We start from the raw sequence: 16,003 nt of genomic DNA, 5'->3' as shown, positions 1-16,003 counted from the left end.
CATGATCAAACATTTTTTTAAGGTTAAAGAATCTTATCAAGATACAGTGATTTGTCATGTCAGTATAAATACTTTTGTGGGGCAGGAGTGCTTCATTATCACAGTCGCTAATGAGCGTATTCGTGGTGAGATAATGAAAATTACTGGTAAAAGAGTAGAAATTAAGTTGCTCCAGCCTGGGGCTATTCAACGGGGAAGTAAAGTTGAAATTACCCCACGGCGCTTCTGTTTCCCGCTGAATGAAACCGCTCTTATTGGTAAGGTCATTAATTGCTATGGCGAGTCATTGTATGGTGAACAATATTTGGGCGGTGAGGGTGATTACTATGATCTACCCATTATCGATAAGCCTATACCGCTTAATATTCGCGCACCAATCGACACTGTCTTTCCAACAAAAATTAAAATTATTGATGGCTTATTCACCATTGGAGTAGGGCAGCGTTTGGGCCTATTTGCCCCCGCAGGTGCTGGCAAAACTACTACGGTTTCGATCATGGCAAATAACATGGATGCCGATGTGGTGATTTTCGCCATGATTGGTGAGCGTGCAAGGGAGGTGGTTGAGTTTTTGGAGGGGGAGATTGGTCCTGCTGTGATTCAAAAATCGATCACTATAGTGTCTACATCCGAAGCAAATCCGTTGGAGAAAGTGAGATCGGGTTTAGTCGCTGTATCTATTGCTCGGCATTACATGGCTCAGGGCAAGAAAGTGGTGCTCTATTTCGATTCATTGACACGTTTTGCACGTGCACAAGCCATGTTAGATGGTACTCCCATCGAGGGCGGAATTCCGATCGGAGTCTCTTTGGCACTGTCACGACTGGTAGAGAATTGTGGTAACTCTATTCATGGCTCAGTGACTGGAATTTTTACGGTATTGATTGAAAAAGAAATTGATGAAGATCCTATTGCACATGAAGTTAAGTCACTGATTGATGGACATTTGGTCTACTCAACGACAATTGCTTCTACTGGCCGTTATCCTGCTATTGATGTACTAAAGAGCAAGAGCCGTCTACAAAATAAAGTTCAGGATCCTCAATATGTAAGTCTTTCTGAAAAGTTCAAAGATATGGTGTATCGCTATTTTAATGTTGAATTGTTAATCCGAGTCGGCGAGTACGAGAAAGGTAACGATTTGGCGACCGACGAAGCGATAGAGCGCTTCCCATATATCATGGAGTTTTTGAAGCAAGGTTACGACGGGGTCGAATATGAAGAAACCCTCCAAGCAATGGATCGAATTTGGTCAACTTATTGATGTAGTTGACATCAGAATTGGCAAGCAACAACGTAAATTAGCCAAACTAAATTTGAAGCATCAAGAGCTATTGGATTCGATAGAGGCCTCATGGGCATTAATCGCCAATGAGCAACAAAAGTTAAAAAGTCTAGTCGTTAAAGACGAATTAAATGGGCTTTCTCGTTTGTTTCAGCGAAGAGAAAGCGTTAAGTCTCATATCGAGTCTTTATTCTTCGATGCGTCTGTGACCCAGCAAAATGCTAATGAATTAGCTGCCGAGATTGCCCTTGTTATCGCTGAAAAGCGAAGGCAAGAAAAACGAAAGGACGCTTTAGCTGAGATCCAAGAACAGTTAAGAGATGAGTGACAAAATGACAAAGATGGATAGACTTGCCCCAGTTGCCCAAATAGCCTGTTTGAGCCCAGTAGAGAGCGAATTTGAACAGCTTTTGAATCTATCAAAACGGCAGGCTTCTTCTCATGATGCATCAACATTTGATGGTGAAAAGGAGGCCATTGAAAGCCATGAGGCTGAGCATGAAGAGGGTTTTATTTGGGGGCATGTTGTACCTGTCACGGCTTATGTACCACTTCGGCAGCATATATTTTCGGCGAGTAAAGCTATCAGAATCCATTCGTCTGATGCAGTTAGTGGCAGTCGGCTTAAACTAGAGACCAGTGAACCATTGGCAAATGTGGCTAATTTGCAGCGGCCTAGACGTGCAATACCAGTAGCGAATCATGTTCAATCTCAGTTAAAAGTGAGCAACACTGATGAGGTTGCGATGAATACCCAGGTGTCATCTTCAACGGTGCCAGTCAGCAAGTCTTTGAACACAGCTCAGTCAACAGTAGGTGCGGATAAGATTACGCTCCCTCTGAGGGCAAAGTCTGAACTTTCTCAGCCATTACTCAAGTCGTCACTAATAAAGCAACCTACTACGGCAATGGGGTTTGAGTCAGTAGTGAATGCTCAAGTGTTAGAGGCGCCTGTCGGCAAATCCTTGATAGTAGAGCGCCCAGTTGTGAATTCAGAACAGGCTACGCGCTCACTGACGCGATTACCTCAATCTATTGCGGCAGTGCCTCAACCGACTCAGTCGTCACCAATTAAGTCGCCACTAATAAGTCAGCCGCCCGCTGTTATCGGACGAGAGTCTGGCGCGAATGCTCAAGTGTCAACGACGCTGGTTGGCAAATCCTTGATAGTAGGGCAACCAGTTGTGAATTCAGAACAGGCTACGCGCTCACTGACGACACCACCCCAGTCTATGGCGGCAGTGCTTCAACCGACTCAGTCGTCACCAATTAAGTCGCCACTAATAAGTCAGCCATCCGCTGTTATCGGACGAGAGTCTGGAGCGAATGCTCAAGTGTCAACGACGCTGGTTGGTAACTCCTTGATAGTAGTGCAACCAGTTGTGAATTCAGAACAGGCTACGCGCTCACTGACGACACCACCCCAGTCTATGGCGGCAGCGACTCTGTCGTCACCAATTAAATCACCACCAATAAGTCAGCTGGCTGCTATGGAGGGGGAGTCTGGAGTGAATCTTCAAAAGCAATCAGAATTAACAGTTGCTCACTCTAATGTACCTGTTTTGGCTCGAGTACAGCGAGAATCGAATGCTAATAAAGGCTTATCCGCCGGAGAGAAGAAAGAAGACCCGGTTATTAAAGCTTTTGTACCAGTTCATTCAAATTTAGAAGTAAAGGAGGGAGGTCAGCACATAAATAAGGTTTTTATTGAGGAAAAATCTTCAGTTTTAGTCACTCAGATGGAATTACCAAGTCTAGGTTCTAAACTTGTGGCGATTGGAGCTGTGAGTGCAGGCATGACTGTCCAACCTGTATTGTCTTCGTTGATGCTGCATTACCAAATCGCACCCGAGTATTTTACCCAATATGCGCAATTGAACACCTATCGAGTATTTTTTCGCAATAAGTACTACGTATTCCAGTTTGAGGATAACAAAGTGACTAACTTTCTTGAGGATTATTATGACCGTCATTGATGTCACAGCGGCATGCTTAGACATTCTCAAGAGTGCGATTATTATTTTTTCGCTTAGTTTTGTCGTCACGGGAGTTATTGTCGGTCTGTTGCAAACTGTGTTTAGTGTGCAAGATCCAGGCTTACCTATGGCGGCTAAATTAGTTGTATTTATCGTTTTACTTACACAAGTTGGCGGTGGGATTTATGATCAATTCCATCTGCTTTTTGGGCAACTCTAACATTGAATAGTTAAATATTAACTTTTAAACGGAAGGTATTATGAAAAAACTCAGAGAAATTGTTTATAAAACACTCGTAGATGATTTTAATGTGTCACCAAGCTTATTATCTCGCATCGAGGGTGATGATCCTATCGCAATCGAATTGAATGGCGGAGAGGAGATATTTGTTTATATAAATGATAGAACATTGCAAACTTTTATTGAAATCCCCTTGCGTGATCAACGCATGCTTAAAAATAAAGCTCCTAAAATAATAGAGAGTCTCATGTCTGATGAAGACGTTTTCTTCAATATAAAGAAAGAGAAATTAACAGTAGTGACAGAATTTTCCGCAGATATCGCTAATGTAGAACGAGTGTTGGCCGGTAAGCTGAAACTGTTCAATAACATGGTTGCATATATCAAAGTCTAGCCAGTAATTTACATCATTATTCAGGAATGAAATTTCTGCAGTTGATGATTCAAGAGGAATGATTTAGTTAATTTTAATGTTCTTTCATTATTATCTGTTCATCAACTGTCTCCAGTATATCCGACTAAGCTGGCTCCATAATGCACTGAAAAAGTGGCTATTGATTCTAAATCCAACGCAACGCGTGTTCGTCATGTGACTAATGGTGTCATCTATAGCCCTTTTAGCAATCAATTGTCTACCCGATAAAGTATTAAGAATATTTATGTTGTAGGCCATAGCGAAGCTGTTCGACTACAAATGACTTACTTCGAGAAGGAAAGGTGTTGACGTTTTGGGTAAAGCGTAAAACTGAAGCCGATAAATACTTTCCTAAAGCGCATATATTTGGATATGACGGGTTAGGAGTTTAACTAATAACTCGGGGTCTATTAATTAACTCATTGTATTAAAAAGTTATTTTTAAACTCGTGTTTTTTCACTTTGATTCCAGTTTGTTCATTTGCTTGCTAACGATGGCAGCGGTTAAATATCAAACATTGTGAAGCGTATTGATTTAAAGAGTTGTTTAGAAATGGTAGATCTTAATGTACAAGCGATACAACCTTCTGTATTTGAAGATACCTTTAATAATATTGGTGAAGGTTTTCAAGAGATTATGAATAATTTACAGAAGATAAATGATGGAAAAACGATTACCTTGCAGGATACGTTGGCCTTACAGCAATCGGTATTTCATTACAGCATGTATCAGGAAACAGTAACTAAAATTGCTTCGAAGTCTGCCACTGCAATAAATGATGTCATGAAGGCCCAGTGATGAAAAAACTGTACTGGATAGTTTTTCTTGTACTCTTTGGATGTAATGATCAGGGCCGAGTAGAAGTTGCCAATTTTGATTCCGCTGATGCAGCGAACAAAGTGGTTGTTCTGCTGGCCCGATATCAGGTTTCCGCTTCTTTATCTATTAGTAAGGATCGTCATCTTGTCTATGTTGATAAAGATCACTTAGCTCAGGCGAGAGAAGTGTTAACAAAATTCAATTTCTATTTTGAACGAGAAGATCTCAATGATCTGCTTGAGTCAAAATTTGCTAGCTTGAGTAAGTTAGAGATAGTGAAGGGAAACTTGCTTGAGAGCCGCGAAATATATAACAAAATTAGTGTTATTCCCAATGTGCTACGGAGCAGTGTTATCGTCACTGGGGAAAAAAATAAGCGAGTCTCGGTTATTATTTTTAGCTTTGATGAAATCGAACGTGAAAATAAGTTGAATATTGAGCGTTTTTTGAAAGGCTTAGTTTCAGAGTTGGATACATTAACTGTCAGTTATTTTTTTCAGAATACGGGTAATGAAAAAGTATAAAAAACTTCATCAAACATACTTACATTATTTACTGGTCAATCGGCGACTTTCCCCGGATCAATATAGTGTGCTTACAACACTAACCGAGAGTGAGGTACAGGTATGGTTTACACCTAGACGTTCAAAAATTACTGCTTTAGTGAAAGTATTGGGTAGCGTAGTCATATACCAAGCCCGCAAAGGTGACGCGAGTGATCGCTCTTGGCTGCTGAGCAAGCAATATCTCAATCAAAGTCAATATCTCTGGTCAAGTACACTAGGAATTAAACTCGATTCTAATGTGTCAAAAAATATGTGCACCCAAAAACTTGGAGTAGCATTATTGGCTATTCACAATCCACGTCATGCCATCATTTGGGCTTTAAGACTAGGTATATCACTGCCAGAATCCATATTAGCAGTAAAATCTTCTACTAGACTTGATGCCTTTATCTTACAAGTCGCCAAGGATACAGATATCGAACTCAGCGGCGGGTAAAATAACCGTTAAAATTGGATTGAATTTATATGAAAAAAAATACAATACGCCCAGGTGAAACCTGTGATGACTTTTTTGAGCTATTAAGTGGCACAGTCATTGAAAAAGATATTGCAGCTATGCGTAAGTCGCAGAAAATCACAATAACTCAACTAAAATCAATTTATGAATTAGGGGTTAAGTTTTATACTGACTTCCAATTTAAGGAAGCTGAGATTGTTTTTTCTGCCTATGTTGGTTTAAATCCGTATGATCATCGAGGCCCAGGATGTCTAGCTGCCATTTTTTTGGAAAAAGGGCAATTTAAAAAAGCTTTGGAAGTGCTAAACATATTAAAGACTTTCCCGACAAATGATCTAGATGAAACTATTCTCAACATTTCTTTGTGTCATTATAAGTTAAATGAATATACCGAGGCTAGTGTTACCTGGCTTATTGTAAAAGAAGATAATTTAAATGATTTCTATCTGCAACGATATCATTATCTTAAGTCGCAGCTGAGCCCGTATTTACCTTAATTATAGATAGTAAACAACCATTTGAATCTAAGTTTTTTCTTGAGATATAAGCCAATTTCATGACTCACACATTTAGCTGTTCTGTGTGAGTGCATTCCCAACCTGTACCATCAAGAGGATACAGGATTCTTAAATTGTAGAGACTCTATAAATGATAGTGAATAATGCACGAGTGTTATCAGATGCGCTAAATTTTGAACAAAAAAGTTCATCTTTGACTGATGCCGATAAAAAAAATCTAAATGATATAGAAAAGTTAGTTAAGTCTGCCTCCCAGCAAGAAGAAAAAACAAATAAAGCTCTGCCATTTACTAAGAGTGAGCCATCTCCATTTCAGACGCTTGCTACTTTTGCTGCCCATCAGAAAGAAGTTGTACGCTCAATGGTTGGCCTGAGCTCTGAAAGCGCGATCGCCTCTGCTTTGGCGGGAAGCATTGAAGCTTATGGTAAACAATTAGCACATATACAAGGTTGGACAACTGGCGGTCTGCCTATGTTCGAAAGTGCAATGAGAGAAATGTTCGAAGGTTTTCTGAAAGATGGTATCACAGGTAATGAAATTGAAGATTTATTTCAGCTAGCCATTATGGATTACATTTCACACTCAGCTGACTTTCCAGATCTCACGCCACAGATGATGGAAGACATGATGCATTTTTTAGAGAGCACGGGTTCTGGTTCACATGGATATCATGAGGGCTGGAATGGACAGAAATTCGCAGATAAAAGTACAGCTATCTTTGACTTTATGTTGAAAAATGCTCCGAAAGACAGCCTGTGTAATGAAGTACTGACATTTTTAAAAGATAAACAAGGCGCACCATCTGCATTAGTCGACCACTTTAAAAATAATTTTGAAAATAAATATTCGTTTATTGGTGATGCTGGATATCCAAGTGATGCAGGTGTCTCGCCTATGTTACGTATGGCACTAATGGCTGCCTATTTAAATAAGTATCCTGACGTAACGCAAGATACGATAAATTTATTTCTCACTGGGTCAGTGGGTGAGTTGAATGACTTTATTAAAAATAATACACCGGGCGGAAGTTATACATCTGCTATGGATTTTCTCTTTAAAAATGATGGTCACGGGGAAGATAGCGGTTGGCGTGAAGTCACTCAAAATGGGCATAAGGTGATTGATTGGGAGGGGGTTGGATTGGATTCCGGTTATTTTAAAGATATGTATACCGACTTTCCACCACGCGAGTTAACCGATGAAGATATTAAAGAAATTAACCGTATCGGCGATCAAGTGAAAATGATCCAGCAGACCCTTAAGTACTGGATTCAGATCTGCCGGGATGAACTCATGGCATTTGCTAGAAATATCTAACAATCAACAGGGAGTTTGCTATGAGTATTAATGGTGTTTCTGGTCTTCAGCCCCAGTGGACAGTGCCGTCTACAACCGAAAATGCACCACTTAAAGCTATGGTGCCTGTCGCGAATGAATCTAAGTTGGCGATTGCTGACCGTGCGCTCGCCTCACTCGATGTCGAAACGGGGGATGTAACAACGCTATTAATGGTTGCGGCGCAGCAGAAACAAGTGGTGATGGCTATGGCGGGCCAACATTCCGAGGCCGTTATTGCTTCGGCTCTTGCGACGAGTATTGAGGGCTATGGAAGTCAATTAGACATCGTTAATAAGTGGACCAGTGGTGGAAAACCTGCATTCGAGGCCGCCATTATGCAGATGTTTACTGCTATGAAAGAGGGCGGGATTAACGGAATTGAGTACGAGAACATGTTCCAGCTGGTGCTGCTCGATGTGTTGAGTAATAGTAAAGAGTACGGTTTAGAAGACGCTAACTTCTTGAAAGAATTGGGGACTCTACTGGAAAAAACTGGTAGTGGCAGTCATACCAATTGGGATTTTACCCCTGAGCAATTGGGGGCGAAGGTCAATAATGTTTGGAGTACTCTGAATAGTGCGATTCAGGGGGGGAAAATTCCAACGGATAGCATTGCTTACCAAGCTATGTCAGCTATGAGTGGCGGCAATATCTCATCGACGACGCCCACAGAGTTATCGAGTCGCTTTACCTCGTCTGTGTATAACGATCCCAATGCCGGTGGCTGGATCACCAGCGGCCTTAACGATATTAGCCCTATGGCAAGAATTGTGTTGCTGAGCGCGTTAAACGGTGATCAAACAGTATCGGCAGCCGAGGTCGAGACCATTCTCACTGGCAGTAAAGCAGAGGTTGATGGACTACTCACTAAATTAGCCAATATGGATGCGATGGCGTACTTGTTCAGTGCTAAGTGTCCTGGTTGGCAGAATTCGTCGGACACAAATAAGCCTTTACCACCTGGAGTGACTCAGGCCTTCGATTATGACGGAACGATTCAGGCTCAATATTTAACAGATCTTTATAAAAACTTCTCGCCTAGACAGCTTACTGATGAAGATATTAAAGAAATTAACCGTATCGGCGATCAAGTCAAGATGCTGCAGCAGACCCTTAAGTATTGGATTCAGGTCTGCCGTGATGAGCAAATGGCATTCGCAAGGAACATCTAAAGAGTCGTGTTTGTATTAAGTACAAAATAGAAGGGCATGGTAGCACTGGGAACATGCCGCTCGCATCGCGAGAATTTAGATGTGCAAGCTCACTTCAGTAACTCTGATAGTGAGTGCGCATCTATTCCCAGTATCGTCACATGAAAGGAAATAACTATGAGTACATTCATGATTACCGTCGCTGCGCCAAGCATTATTGGTACAGTCGATGAACAGAGCCAGAGTGTTCAGCGCCAAAACACTGCTGCGACAGAATCGGCTAAGCCGAATCAACCCTTACCAGGCAATACGATTGGAGTGTCCGATAGTCAGCTCTGGCGCATGGTGCAAGAGAGTATGAAACTGGCCGCTGAAGCGTTTTCTGGTACCGGTAAAGAAAACTCTGAAGCGAAAAAAACACTGATAGATATTCAAAAAAATACTCAGATCGATGCGCTTAAAGAGCGTATGGCGCAGATTGAAGAACAGAAGCAAGCCCAAAAGAGCCAAGGCATTTGGGGCAAGATTGCTATGGGATTAGGTTTTCTTGCGGCAATTATAATGGCGCCATTCAATCCTGTTATGGCTGCAGTGATGATTGGTTTCATGATTGCTTCGATCGTATTGCCTAAAATTGTCGATAAGATTATGGAAGCCGCAGGTGTCTCTGAAGAGATCAGGGGCTATGTATCAATGGGATTAGAGATTGCTATTGGCATTATCAGTATGGTGGTCAGTTTCAATCCTGGGAACATGATGGCGACTGCGGGTAAGGCTGTTGCGAGTGGGGCTGCGAAAGTCGCAACTATGGTTGATAAGGCTGTCGACGCAGTTAAAACGTTGAAGTCATTCAGCACTATATCGACAAAAATTCAGGGTATGGTCAACAAAGTTATGAAGTTGATTCAGCCTTTACTCGATAAGATTAAGTCATTTGCAAGTGGTGGTGAAAAGCTGACCTCAAAGATTGCTCAAGCAAGTTCGGTTACTTCAAATGCAACTTCAGTCGTGAGTAGCGGTTACGCGATTAAGTCTGCCGACATTACAAAAGATCTTGAGATTGCTAAAGCAAACCAAGAGGAGTTGGAAACACGTATCCAGCAAATCTTGACCATGCTTAATCAGGCGTTGCGTGCGGTAAGCCATGCTTTTGAATCACTTTTTAAAGTTAATAGTGATCAGCGCGAATACAACGACAAGATTATTTCAATCAATATGTAAGAGGAAGCTAATTTATGAATTTAGTACAAATGAGTGCACTGTCACTACCATCGACAAAATCTGAAGAGACTTCTTCTGTTAATAATCTCAAGCCGATAGATCAAAAAGCATGGGGCAGTTATGAAAACTCATTGAAAGAGGCCAACAAAGGCTCGGTATCAATGGCTGATTTACTGGCACTTTTAGCACAAATTATCGAGTCGTCTCAACAGGTTCGCGCTCAAGTGATGAAGAATCGCATTGGTGAAGCTGTTGCTACGTCAGAGTTGGCGACTATGCTCGCGCAAGATAAATCTCAAGATGCCAAATTACGCTTCGGTATTACCTTAGCGTCATCTGTGGTTAACATGGGAATGACAACAGCAGCAACTGTTCGAATTGGCCAAACTAAAACGCTGAAGGATAAACACTTATCCAAAATGGGCGACCGAGGGGCTGCGGATACAGGAGGAGTCAAGTTATTAAAAACGACGGATCTTGAGTCTGGTAAAGTCACTAATGTTGATAAGTCTCCTAAAGTCTCAGATCTAACAGCAAAAGAGCTTAATCAATACAGTGCTAATCTTCAGCAGCAGCGTACTGCCAAGTACAACTCTGTCACTCAAATGGGTGGAATGGCTGATGGTATGGTTGGCAATGCAAACGAAATTCAAAATGCTGAACAGGTGAAAGTACAAGAAGAGACTCAAGCGAGCAAAGACTTGAAAGAGAAGTTTGATGCTCAGCTTGATCAATATATTCAAGATCTGACTGCTGAAGCGGTGAAGTTAAATGAGATCCTTGAAGCTGTAGCGAAAGCGAGTTTAGTGACTAACCGATAATACGGAGCAGAGCGAGCCTAAGCTCGCTCTGATTAACTATGCTTCGACCCGTTTCTTTTGCCGTGACACAACGCACCGAAAAAATTTCGGATATTAACCGAACTCAGAAGGCTGGTGACCACCGCCAGCCTCGCCGAGTAAAAGATATAAAGCAAGTCGACAAGCGAACTAAAAAATATCCTCGTCTGTTCCGGGTTAAACGTAAAAATTTAACATTGGATCAGCAAAGGCAATTTGCTCGACAGCTTAATAGCTATCAGCTCAAGGCGTTACGCGATTGGCAAGGTTTCTCTGATAATTTACTTGATGTTAAATCATTAAATGATGCTCAACTTTGGATATTACATGCGGCAGAGCACTGTGAGCACTTATATCCATTAACGTTAAGAAAACAGCTTAAAAAATATATTGCAGATGTTAAGTCTTCCGCAGGGGATATGGATGCTAATAGCAAAACAGTGCAGCAACTTGTCGCTTATGAACATAATTTAGATGGTTTACTGTCATTATTGGCTTTATGTCGCCGTTACTATATTCAAGAGTAAAGTATAAATGCCTACAAATAATCGCCATGTTCGTATCTCGCATTGTCACTTAAAGGGCAAAACACTTGATCCTTATCAGTTATTAAAAGCCAAGTCAGAACGGCTTAGTTGGAATAGATTATCTGATGTGGAGATATATGCCGATAAACAAGCGGTAATAGAATGGTTTGCTATGTTGCGCGACTATTCTGAAACAACAGTTAAAGCGATTGTGGTAGAAGGGATATTAGATAGTCAATTTCATAAAATCACCTTTATTTTGACATTAGTGCAAAGTGTTGATTTTGAAGAGGTAACTTCGAAAGTTGCTTATCAACAGCTTTATGACTTTGTTTGTAAAACACCTACTGGAATACGTGATTGGATCGATGATATAGATTTTAAAATGAGTATGGATGTATTAGCACTGTTATCTAGGAACCGGTGAAATATATGAAACACAAACGCGTCAATCTCATGCCAAAATATGAGATGAAACCAGCAATTTACCGAGTAGTTAATCAAGTTGCTGGAACGACTTTTAATAATAAAGAAATTCGAGTTGATGTAGGTGCTATATGTCATCGATTTCAGCAGCAGGATTTAATATTACTCAGTTTAAAGCATGCAGGTATCGAGGCTGAACTATATGTTTCTTTATGCGAAGCAGGCAGGTTGCTCGGTTTGGATGTGAACCATCTCGAACAGGATTACTTATCCTATGTAATCACTCAAGTCTTAAGCCAGTATGGATTAGCGTTTAAATCATATCCTGAGATGGATATAGATGAGTTGCCTCTGTTAATGAGTTGCCAACTTATTATAGGAGATTTCAATATATCTGCATTGTTAAAAGTGGATACACTCATTATTGATGCTAACTATTTGAAAACTAGTTTATCTTCATTACCGAAAACGTTAGTTCTGATGGCATCTTGTACTATGTTTAAAACTAGTCTTAGTGTTGAAGAAATATTGTCGTTAACTAATAATGACCTTGTATTGGTTTGTCCAAAGTAAATGAAACCTAGAACGTGTGACTACATTCAACAATTTTTACAGCGCCTCGAAAAAAATGAGGGTGTTATTTTTAGAGATTACCCAGACAATCTATTGCTGCCAGTTTTTCCTTTTTTCCAGTTAATACATCTCGTTAACTTGGAGGCCGTTATTGATCTTATTTTACAATTTGAAATGGCCTCAAAAGGTGTATTTATTCGTGTTGATGGATTTCTTACTCTCACAATAGCTGAGCAAGATTATTCCGAAGATAATGTGAGACGGTTAAGCATTAATTTATTTGAAAAGATGAGATTTTAATATGGCACTTAATCCAGCGTTGGCTCGTAGTACTTCTATGCCAGAGTTATCACGTTTAGACTGTGAGGCTCTACCTAGGAATATAGCACGATCTACCTCTTTATTGGACGTTAGAGCTCCAACACTTAGATCTGCGGAACCTCAAACTCCAGAGAGTGTCTCTACTGCCCCTAGTATTTTGGAGACGGAAGAGCCTCATTCTAAAGCTAAGCCTAAAAAGATTAAAGAAAGCACTAAAAAATCAAATAGAGTGAGCACAGAGAAAAAGGCTAAGTTTCATTTGGCTGCGATCGCCGGTGCCGTAACAATCGGTACTGTGTTAGCTCCCTTCACCTTAGGATTTAGTTTATTACCGACGGTATTTGTGGTGATGTATGGTAATGCATCTGCGATAGCTATGTATGGTGGATCCCAATTTGTCGCTGGCGATAAAGAGAAGAAAAAAGCCCCGTTGGAGCCGCCTAAAGTTGATGCCCCCAAAGATTTACCAACTAAGCGCCCTTTTCATTTGCCTTCCCTGGCCGAGCTACCGGAACCTAAGCATACAGAAGATGTGACGGACAAAGACACCGAACGCGGAGATGTTTTTAATAACTGTTTTAACAACGTTAATAACTTTCATAACAGTTGGTATGTCTTTATTAACTCTTCCAAGGATCCAGACATTAATCTGGTTTCAGAAGATCAAGTTAAGACCCCTAACGAGTCGCATGTTAATAATATCGGCACGCAAACAACTGATGCAACATCGATCGGGCGGGTCACGTTACCCTTTGCTGATGCTGCTGAAGTCACTGTTGTCGAGACGCCAGTTAAGGAGCGTCAAGCGCGATTAAAGACGTTAATATCTGAGTGCCAAGAGCAAGTAGATCCGCAGCTGGTAACCTTATTCAATTTACTTCTAAGCGGGGATGATGCATGTGCTCAAATGGTCGAAATAAAAGGGAAAGATGGTGCTACAGCGTATGCTGTTATTCCTAATAGTGAATCATTGGTTATTGATGAACACGATCGTGCGACGGGATCCGATGTACCTAGGCCTTTAGCAGGTACAACAACGAAAACCACAACGCCAGTTGCGACGCAGACGGACGATACACCTGCGACAGTGACGGGCAACGGTTCGCCATCGATGACAGATGATGGCACGCAAACCGATGTGCCGACAGCCGTCGCAGACACACCGACGAATGCGGGTACACCAGCTCGTCCGCCTGTCGCGGCGAAGACCACAAGCACGCCAGTAACGTCACAGACGGATGGCGTGCCTACGGAAGATACCCCTGCGACAGTGGTGCCTGAGGCGAATGCTGCACAAGGATACACCGGCCGTAAATGGGAGGTGAGTAGTTCAACACCTGTGAATCTGAGTCAGGGTGCGCAAACGGGCAGTAATTATACCCCAGGACCTAGACGTAATTTGGGGACAACCCCAGATGCAGCGCCGAGTGCTGCGACAGCTCACCCTCGTGGTCCTGTTGGTAATGGCAGCGGTACAACCCCATCGGTGACTGGCAACGGTTCGCCATCGATGACAGATGATGGCACGCAAACCGATGTGCCGACAGTCGTCGCGGACACTCCGACGAATGCGGGTACATCGGCTCGTCCGCCTGTCGCGGCGAACATCACAAGCACGCGTCAAACTACAACGCCCGCAATGTCACAGACGGATGGCGTGCCTACGGAAGACACCCCTGCAACAGAAGTGCCTGAGGCGAATGCTGCGCAAGGATACACTGGCCGTAAATGGGAGGTGAGTAGTTCAACACCTGTGAATCTGAGTCAGGGTGCGCAAACGGGCAGTAATTATACCCCAGGACCTAGACGTAATCTTGGTACGACACTTGGTGCTGAGCCTGATTCTGCGGCTGGCAATGGCAATGGTACAACCCCAGCGGTAACGGGCAACGGTTCGCCATCGGTGGCGAATGTAACAGATGATGGCACTCAAACCGATGTTCCTACAGCTGTCGCAGATACACCGACGAATGGGAGTACACCAGCTCGTCCGCCTGTCGCGGCGAAGACCACAAACACGCGTCAAACTACAACGCCCGCAGTGTCACAGACGGATGGCGTGCCTACGGACGACACCCCTGCAACAGAAGTGCCTGAGGCGAATGCTGCAAAAGGATACACTGGCCGTAAATGGGAGGTGAGTAGTTCAACACCAGTGAATCTGAGTCAGGGTGCGCAAACGGGCAGCAATTACACCCAAGGACCTAGACATAATTTGGGGACAACCCCAGATGCAGCGCCGAGTGCTGCGACAGCTCATCCTCGTGGTCCCGTTGGTAATGGCAGCGGTACAACCCCACCAGTGATGGGCAACGGTTCGCCATCGGTGGCGGATGTAACAGATGATGGCACGCAAGCCGATGTTCCTACAAATACAGGTACACCGGCTCGTCCACCTGTTGCGGCGAACACCATAAACACGCCTTCAATGTCACAGACGGATGGCGTGCCTACGGAAGATGCCCCTGCGACAGTGGTGCCTGAGGCGAATGCTGCACAAGGATACACCGGCCGTAAATGGGAGGTGAGTAGTCCCACCCCGGTGAGTCTGAGTCAGGGTGCACAAACGGGCAGCAATTACACCCAAGGACCTAGACGTAATCTGGGGACAACCCCAGATGCAGCACCGAGTTCAGCGACTGGTCATCCTCGTGGTCATGTTCCTGCAACGGGCAACGGTTCGCCATCGATAACTGATGATGGTCCGCAAACCGATGCGCCTACAGCCGTCGCAGAAACACCGACGAATGCGAGTACACCAGCTCGTCCGCCTGTCGCGGCGAAGACCACAAACACACCTTCAATGTCACAGACGGATGGGGTGCCTACGGACGACACGCCTGCGACAGTGGTGCCTAATTCGGATGCAGCGCGAGGATACACCGGCCGTAAATGGGAGGTGAGTAGTCCCACCCCGGTGAGTCTTAGTCAGGGTGCACAAACGGGCAGCAATTACACCCCAGGGCCTAGACGTAATCTTGGTACAGAGCCTGATTCTGCGGCTGGCAATGGCAATGGTACAACCCCAGCGGTAATGGGCAACGGTTCGCCATCGATGACAGATGATGGCACGCAAACCGATGTGCCGACAGCCGTCGCAGACACACCGACGAATGCGGGTACACCAGCTCGTCCGCCTGTCGCGGCGAAGACCACAAACACACCTTCAATGTCACAGACGGATGGCGTGCCTACGGAAGACATCTCTGCGACAGAAGTGCCTGAGGCGAATGCTGCACAAGGATACACTGGCCGTAAATGGGAGGTGAGTAGTTCAACACCTGTGAATCTGAGTCAGGGTGCGCAAACGGGCAGTAATTACACCCAA

General features: G+C 43.3%; 18 protein-coding genes. All 18 read left to right on the top strand.

The window, feature by feature from the left end:
- Position 1 precedes the first annotated feature (1 nt).
- The gene (gene vscN2 / locus KO537_RS20740) at positions 2–1,264 is read left to right on the top strand and encodes a type III secretion system ATPase VscN2 (protein WP_168826340.1); all 1,263 of its coding nucleotides are present in this window, start codon (positions 2–4) and stop codon (positions 1,262–1,264) included.
- Positions 1,218–1,613, top strand: coding sequence for a hypothetical protein (locus tag KO537_RS20735; RefSeq protein WP_173497860.1), 396 nt, complete (start codon positions 1,218–1,220; stop codon positions 1,611–1,613). The genes vscN2 and KO537_RS20735 overlap by 47 nt, the downstream gene beginning before the upstream one ends.
- Positions 1,614–1,617: 4 nt before the next feature.
- Positions 1,618–3,261, top strand: coding sequence for a hypothetical protein (locus tag KO537_RS20730; RefSeq protein ID WP_198572422.1), 1,644 nt, complete (start codon positions 1,618–1,620; stop codon positions 3,259–3,261).
- The gene (locus KO537_RS20725; RefSeq protein WP_173248286.1) at positions 3,248–3,481 is read left to right on the top strand and encodes a flagellar biosynthetic protein FliQ; all 234 of its coding nucleotides are present in this window, start codon (positions 3,248–3,250) and stop codon (positions 3,479–3,481) included. Before KO537_RS20730 ends, KO537_RS20725 begins: the two co-directional genes overlap by 14 nt.
- Before the next feature lie 40 nt (positions 3,482–3,521).
- The gene (locus KO537_RS20720) at positions 3,522–3,896 is read left to right on the top strand and encodes a hypothetical protein (RefSeq protein ID WP_173248284.1); all 375 of its coding nucleotides are present in this window, start codon (positions 3,522–3,524) and stop codon (positions 3,894–3,896) included.
- Between the two features lie 541 nt (positions 3,897–4,437).
- A complete protein-coding gene (gene sctI, locus KO537_RS20715) occupies positions 4,438–4,716 on the top strand; it encodes a type III secretion system inner rod subunit SctI (RefSeq protein WP_263162474.1) in 279 nt (92 codons plus the stop codon).
- Entirely contained in the window at positions 4,716–5,261 is a 546-nt protein-coding gene (locus KO537_RS20710; protein ID WP_173248282.1) for a type III secretion protein, read from the top strand. The genes sctI and KO537_RS20710 overlap by 1 nt, the downstream gene beginning before the upstream one ends.
- Positions 5,248–5,739: a regulator gene (locus KO537_RS20705; RefSeq protein WP_173248280.1), complete on the top strand. Its 492-nt coding sequence runs from the start codon at positions 5,248–5,250 to the stop codon at positions 5,737–5,739. Before KO537_RS20710 ends, KO537_RS20705 begins: the two co-directional genes overlap by 14 nt.
- 29 nt (positions 5,740–5,768) lie before the next feature.
- Positions 5,769–6,257, top strand: a complete 489-nt coding sequence (locus tag KO537_RS20700) for a regulator (RefSeq protein ID WP_173248278.1) — start codon at positions 5,769–5,771, stop codon at positions 6,255–6,257.
- A gap of 151 nt (positions 6,258–6,408) precedes the next feature.
- Positions 6,409–7,596: a hypothetical protein gene (locus tag KO537_RS20695; protein WP_173248276.1), complete on the top strand. Its 1,188-nt coding sequence runs from the start codon at positions 6,409–6,411 to the stop codon at positions 7,594–7,596.
- Between the two features lie 20 nt (positions 7,597–7,616).
- On the top strand, positions 7,617–8,789 hold the full coding sequence (locus KO537_RS20690; RefSeq protein WP_198572420.1) for a hypothetical protein: 1,173 nt from the start codon (positions 7,617–7,619) through the stop codon (positions 8,787–8,789).
- A 156-nt stretch (positions 8,790–8,945) separates the two neighbouring features.
- Complete coding sequence (locus KO537_RS20685; protein WP_219235614.1) at positions 8,946–9,989, top strand: VspD; 1,044 nt, start codon at positions 8,946–8,948, stop codon at positions 9,987–9,989.
- 14 nt (positions 9,990–10,003) lie between these two features.
- Complete coding sequence (locus KO537_RS20680; RefSeq protein WP_173248270.1) at positions 10,004–10,810, top strand: type III secretion system protein; 807 nt, start codon at positions 10,004–10,006, stop codon at positions 10,808–10,810.
- 38 nt (positions 10,811–10,848) lie between these two features.
- Positions 10,849–11,355 carry a hypothetical protein gene (locus tag KO537_RS20675; protein WP_028759493.1) on the top strand — a complete coding sequence of 169 codons (507 nt, stop codon included), beginning with the start codon at positions 10,849–10,851 and terminating at the stop codon, positions 11,353–11,355.
- 7 nt (positions 11,356–11,362) lie between these two features.
- Positions 11,363–11,782, top strand: a complete 420-nt coding sequence (locus tag KO537_RS20670; protein ID WP_198572419.1) for a hypothetical protein — start codon at positions 11,363–11,365, stop codon at positions 11,780–11,782.
- Positions 11,783–11,787: 5 nt separating this feature from the next.
- Positions 11,788–12,354, top strand: coding sequence for a hypothetical protein (locus tag KO537_RS20665; RefSeq protein WP_219235613.1), 567 nt, complete (start codon positions 11,788–11,790; stop codon positions 12,352–12,354).
- Positions 12,355–12,654, top strand: a complete 300-nt coding sequence (locus KO537_RS20660) for a hypothetical protein (protein WP_219235612.1) — start codon at positions 12,355–12,357, stop codon at positions 12,652–12,654. It begins immediately after the preceding gene.
- 280 nt (positions 12,655–12,934) lie between these two features.
- The coding region (locus KO537_RS20655; protein ID WP_251071175.1) for a hypothetical protein at positions 12,935–16,003 on the top strand (3,069 nt) is incomplete at its 3' end.

It is taken from the genome of Shewanella sp. NKUCC01_JLK (genome assembly GCF_019345615.1).
Classification (GTDB): domain Bacteria; phylum Pseudomonadota; class Gammaproteobacteria; order Enterobacterales; family Shewanellaceae; genus Shewanella; species Shewanella oncorhynchi.
This window is presented reverse-complemented; position numbering and strand designations above follow the sequence as displayed.

Coding starts and splice junctions, on each gene's coding strand:
- KO537_RS20705 (WP_173248280.1), top strand. CDS start 5,248: ATGAAAAAGTATAAAAAACTTCATCAAACATACTTACATTATTTACTG.
- KO537_RS20685 (WP_219235614.1), top strand. CDS start 8,946: ATGAGTACATTCATGATTACCGTCGCTGCGCCAAGCATTATTGGTACA.
- KO537_RS20665 (WP_219235613.1), top strand. CDS start 11,788: ATGAAACACAAACGCGTCAATCTCATGCCAAAATATGAGATGAAACCA.
- KO537_RS20690 (WP_198572420.1), top strand. CDS start 7,617: ATGAGTATTAATGGTGTTTCTGGTCTTCAGCCCCAGTGGACAGTGCCG.
- KO537_RS20725 (WP_173248286.1), top strand. CDS start 3,248: ATGACCGTCATTGATGTCACAGCGGCATGCTTAGACATTCTCAAGAGT.
- KO537_RS20660 (WP_219235612.1), top strand. CDS start 12,355: ATGAAACCTAGAACGTGTGACTACATTCAACAATTTTTACAGCGCCTC.
- vscN2 (WP_168826340.1), top strand. CDS start 2: ATGATCAAACATTTTTTTAAGGTTAAAGAATCTTATCAAGATACAGTG.
- KO537_RS20710 (WP_173248282.1), top strand. CDS start 4,716: ATGAAAAAACTGTACTGGATAGTTTTTCTTGTACTCTTTGGATGTAAT.
- KO537_RS20730 (WP_198572422.1), top strand. CDS start 1,618: ATGACAAAGATGGATAGACTTGCCCCAGTTGCCCAAATAGCCTGTTTG.
- KO537_RS20700 (WP_173248278.1), top strand. CDS start 5,769: ATGAAAAAAAATACAATACGCCCAGGTGAAACCTGTGATGACTTTTTT.
- KO537_RS20720 (WP_173248284.1), top strand. CDS start 3,522: ATGAAAAAACTCAGAGAAATTGTTTATAAAACACTCGTAGATGATTTT.
- KO537_RS20675 (WP_028759493.1), top strand. CDS start 10,849: ATGCTTCGACCCGTTTCTTTTGCCGTGACACAACGCACCGAAAAAATT.
- KO537_RS20735 (WP_173497860.1), top strand. CDS start 1,218: ATGAAGAAACCCTCCAAGCAATGGATCGAATTTGGTCAACTTATTGAT.
- KO537_RS20670 (WP_198572419.1), top strand. CDS start 11,363: ATGCCTACAAATAATCGCCATGTTCGTATCTCGCATTGTCACTTAAAG.
- KO537_RS20680 (WP_173248270.1), top strand. CDS start 10,004: ATGAATTTAGTACAAATGAGTGCACTGTCACTACCATCGACAAAATCT.
- KO537_RS20695 (WP_173248276.1), top strand. CDS start 6,409: ATGATAGTGAATAATGCACGAGTGTTATCAGATGCGCTAAATTTTGAA.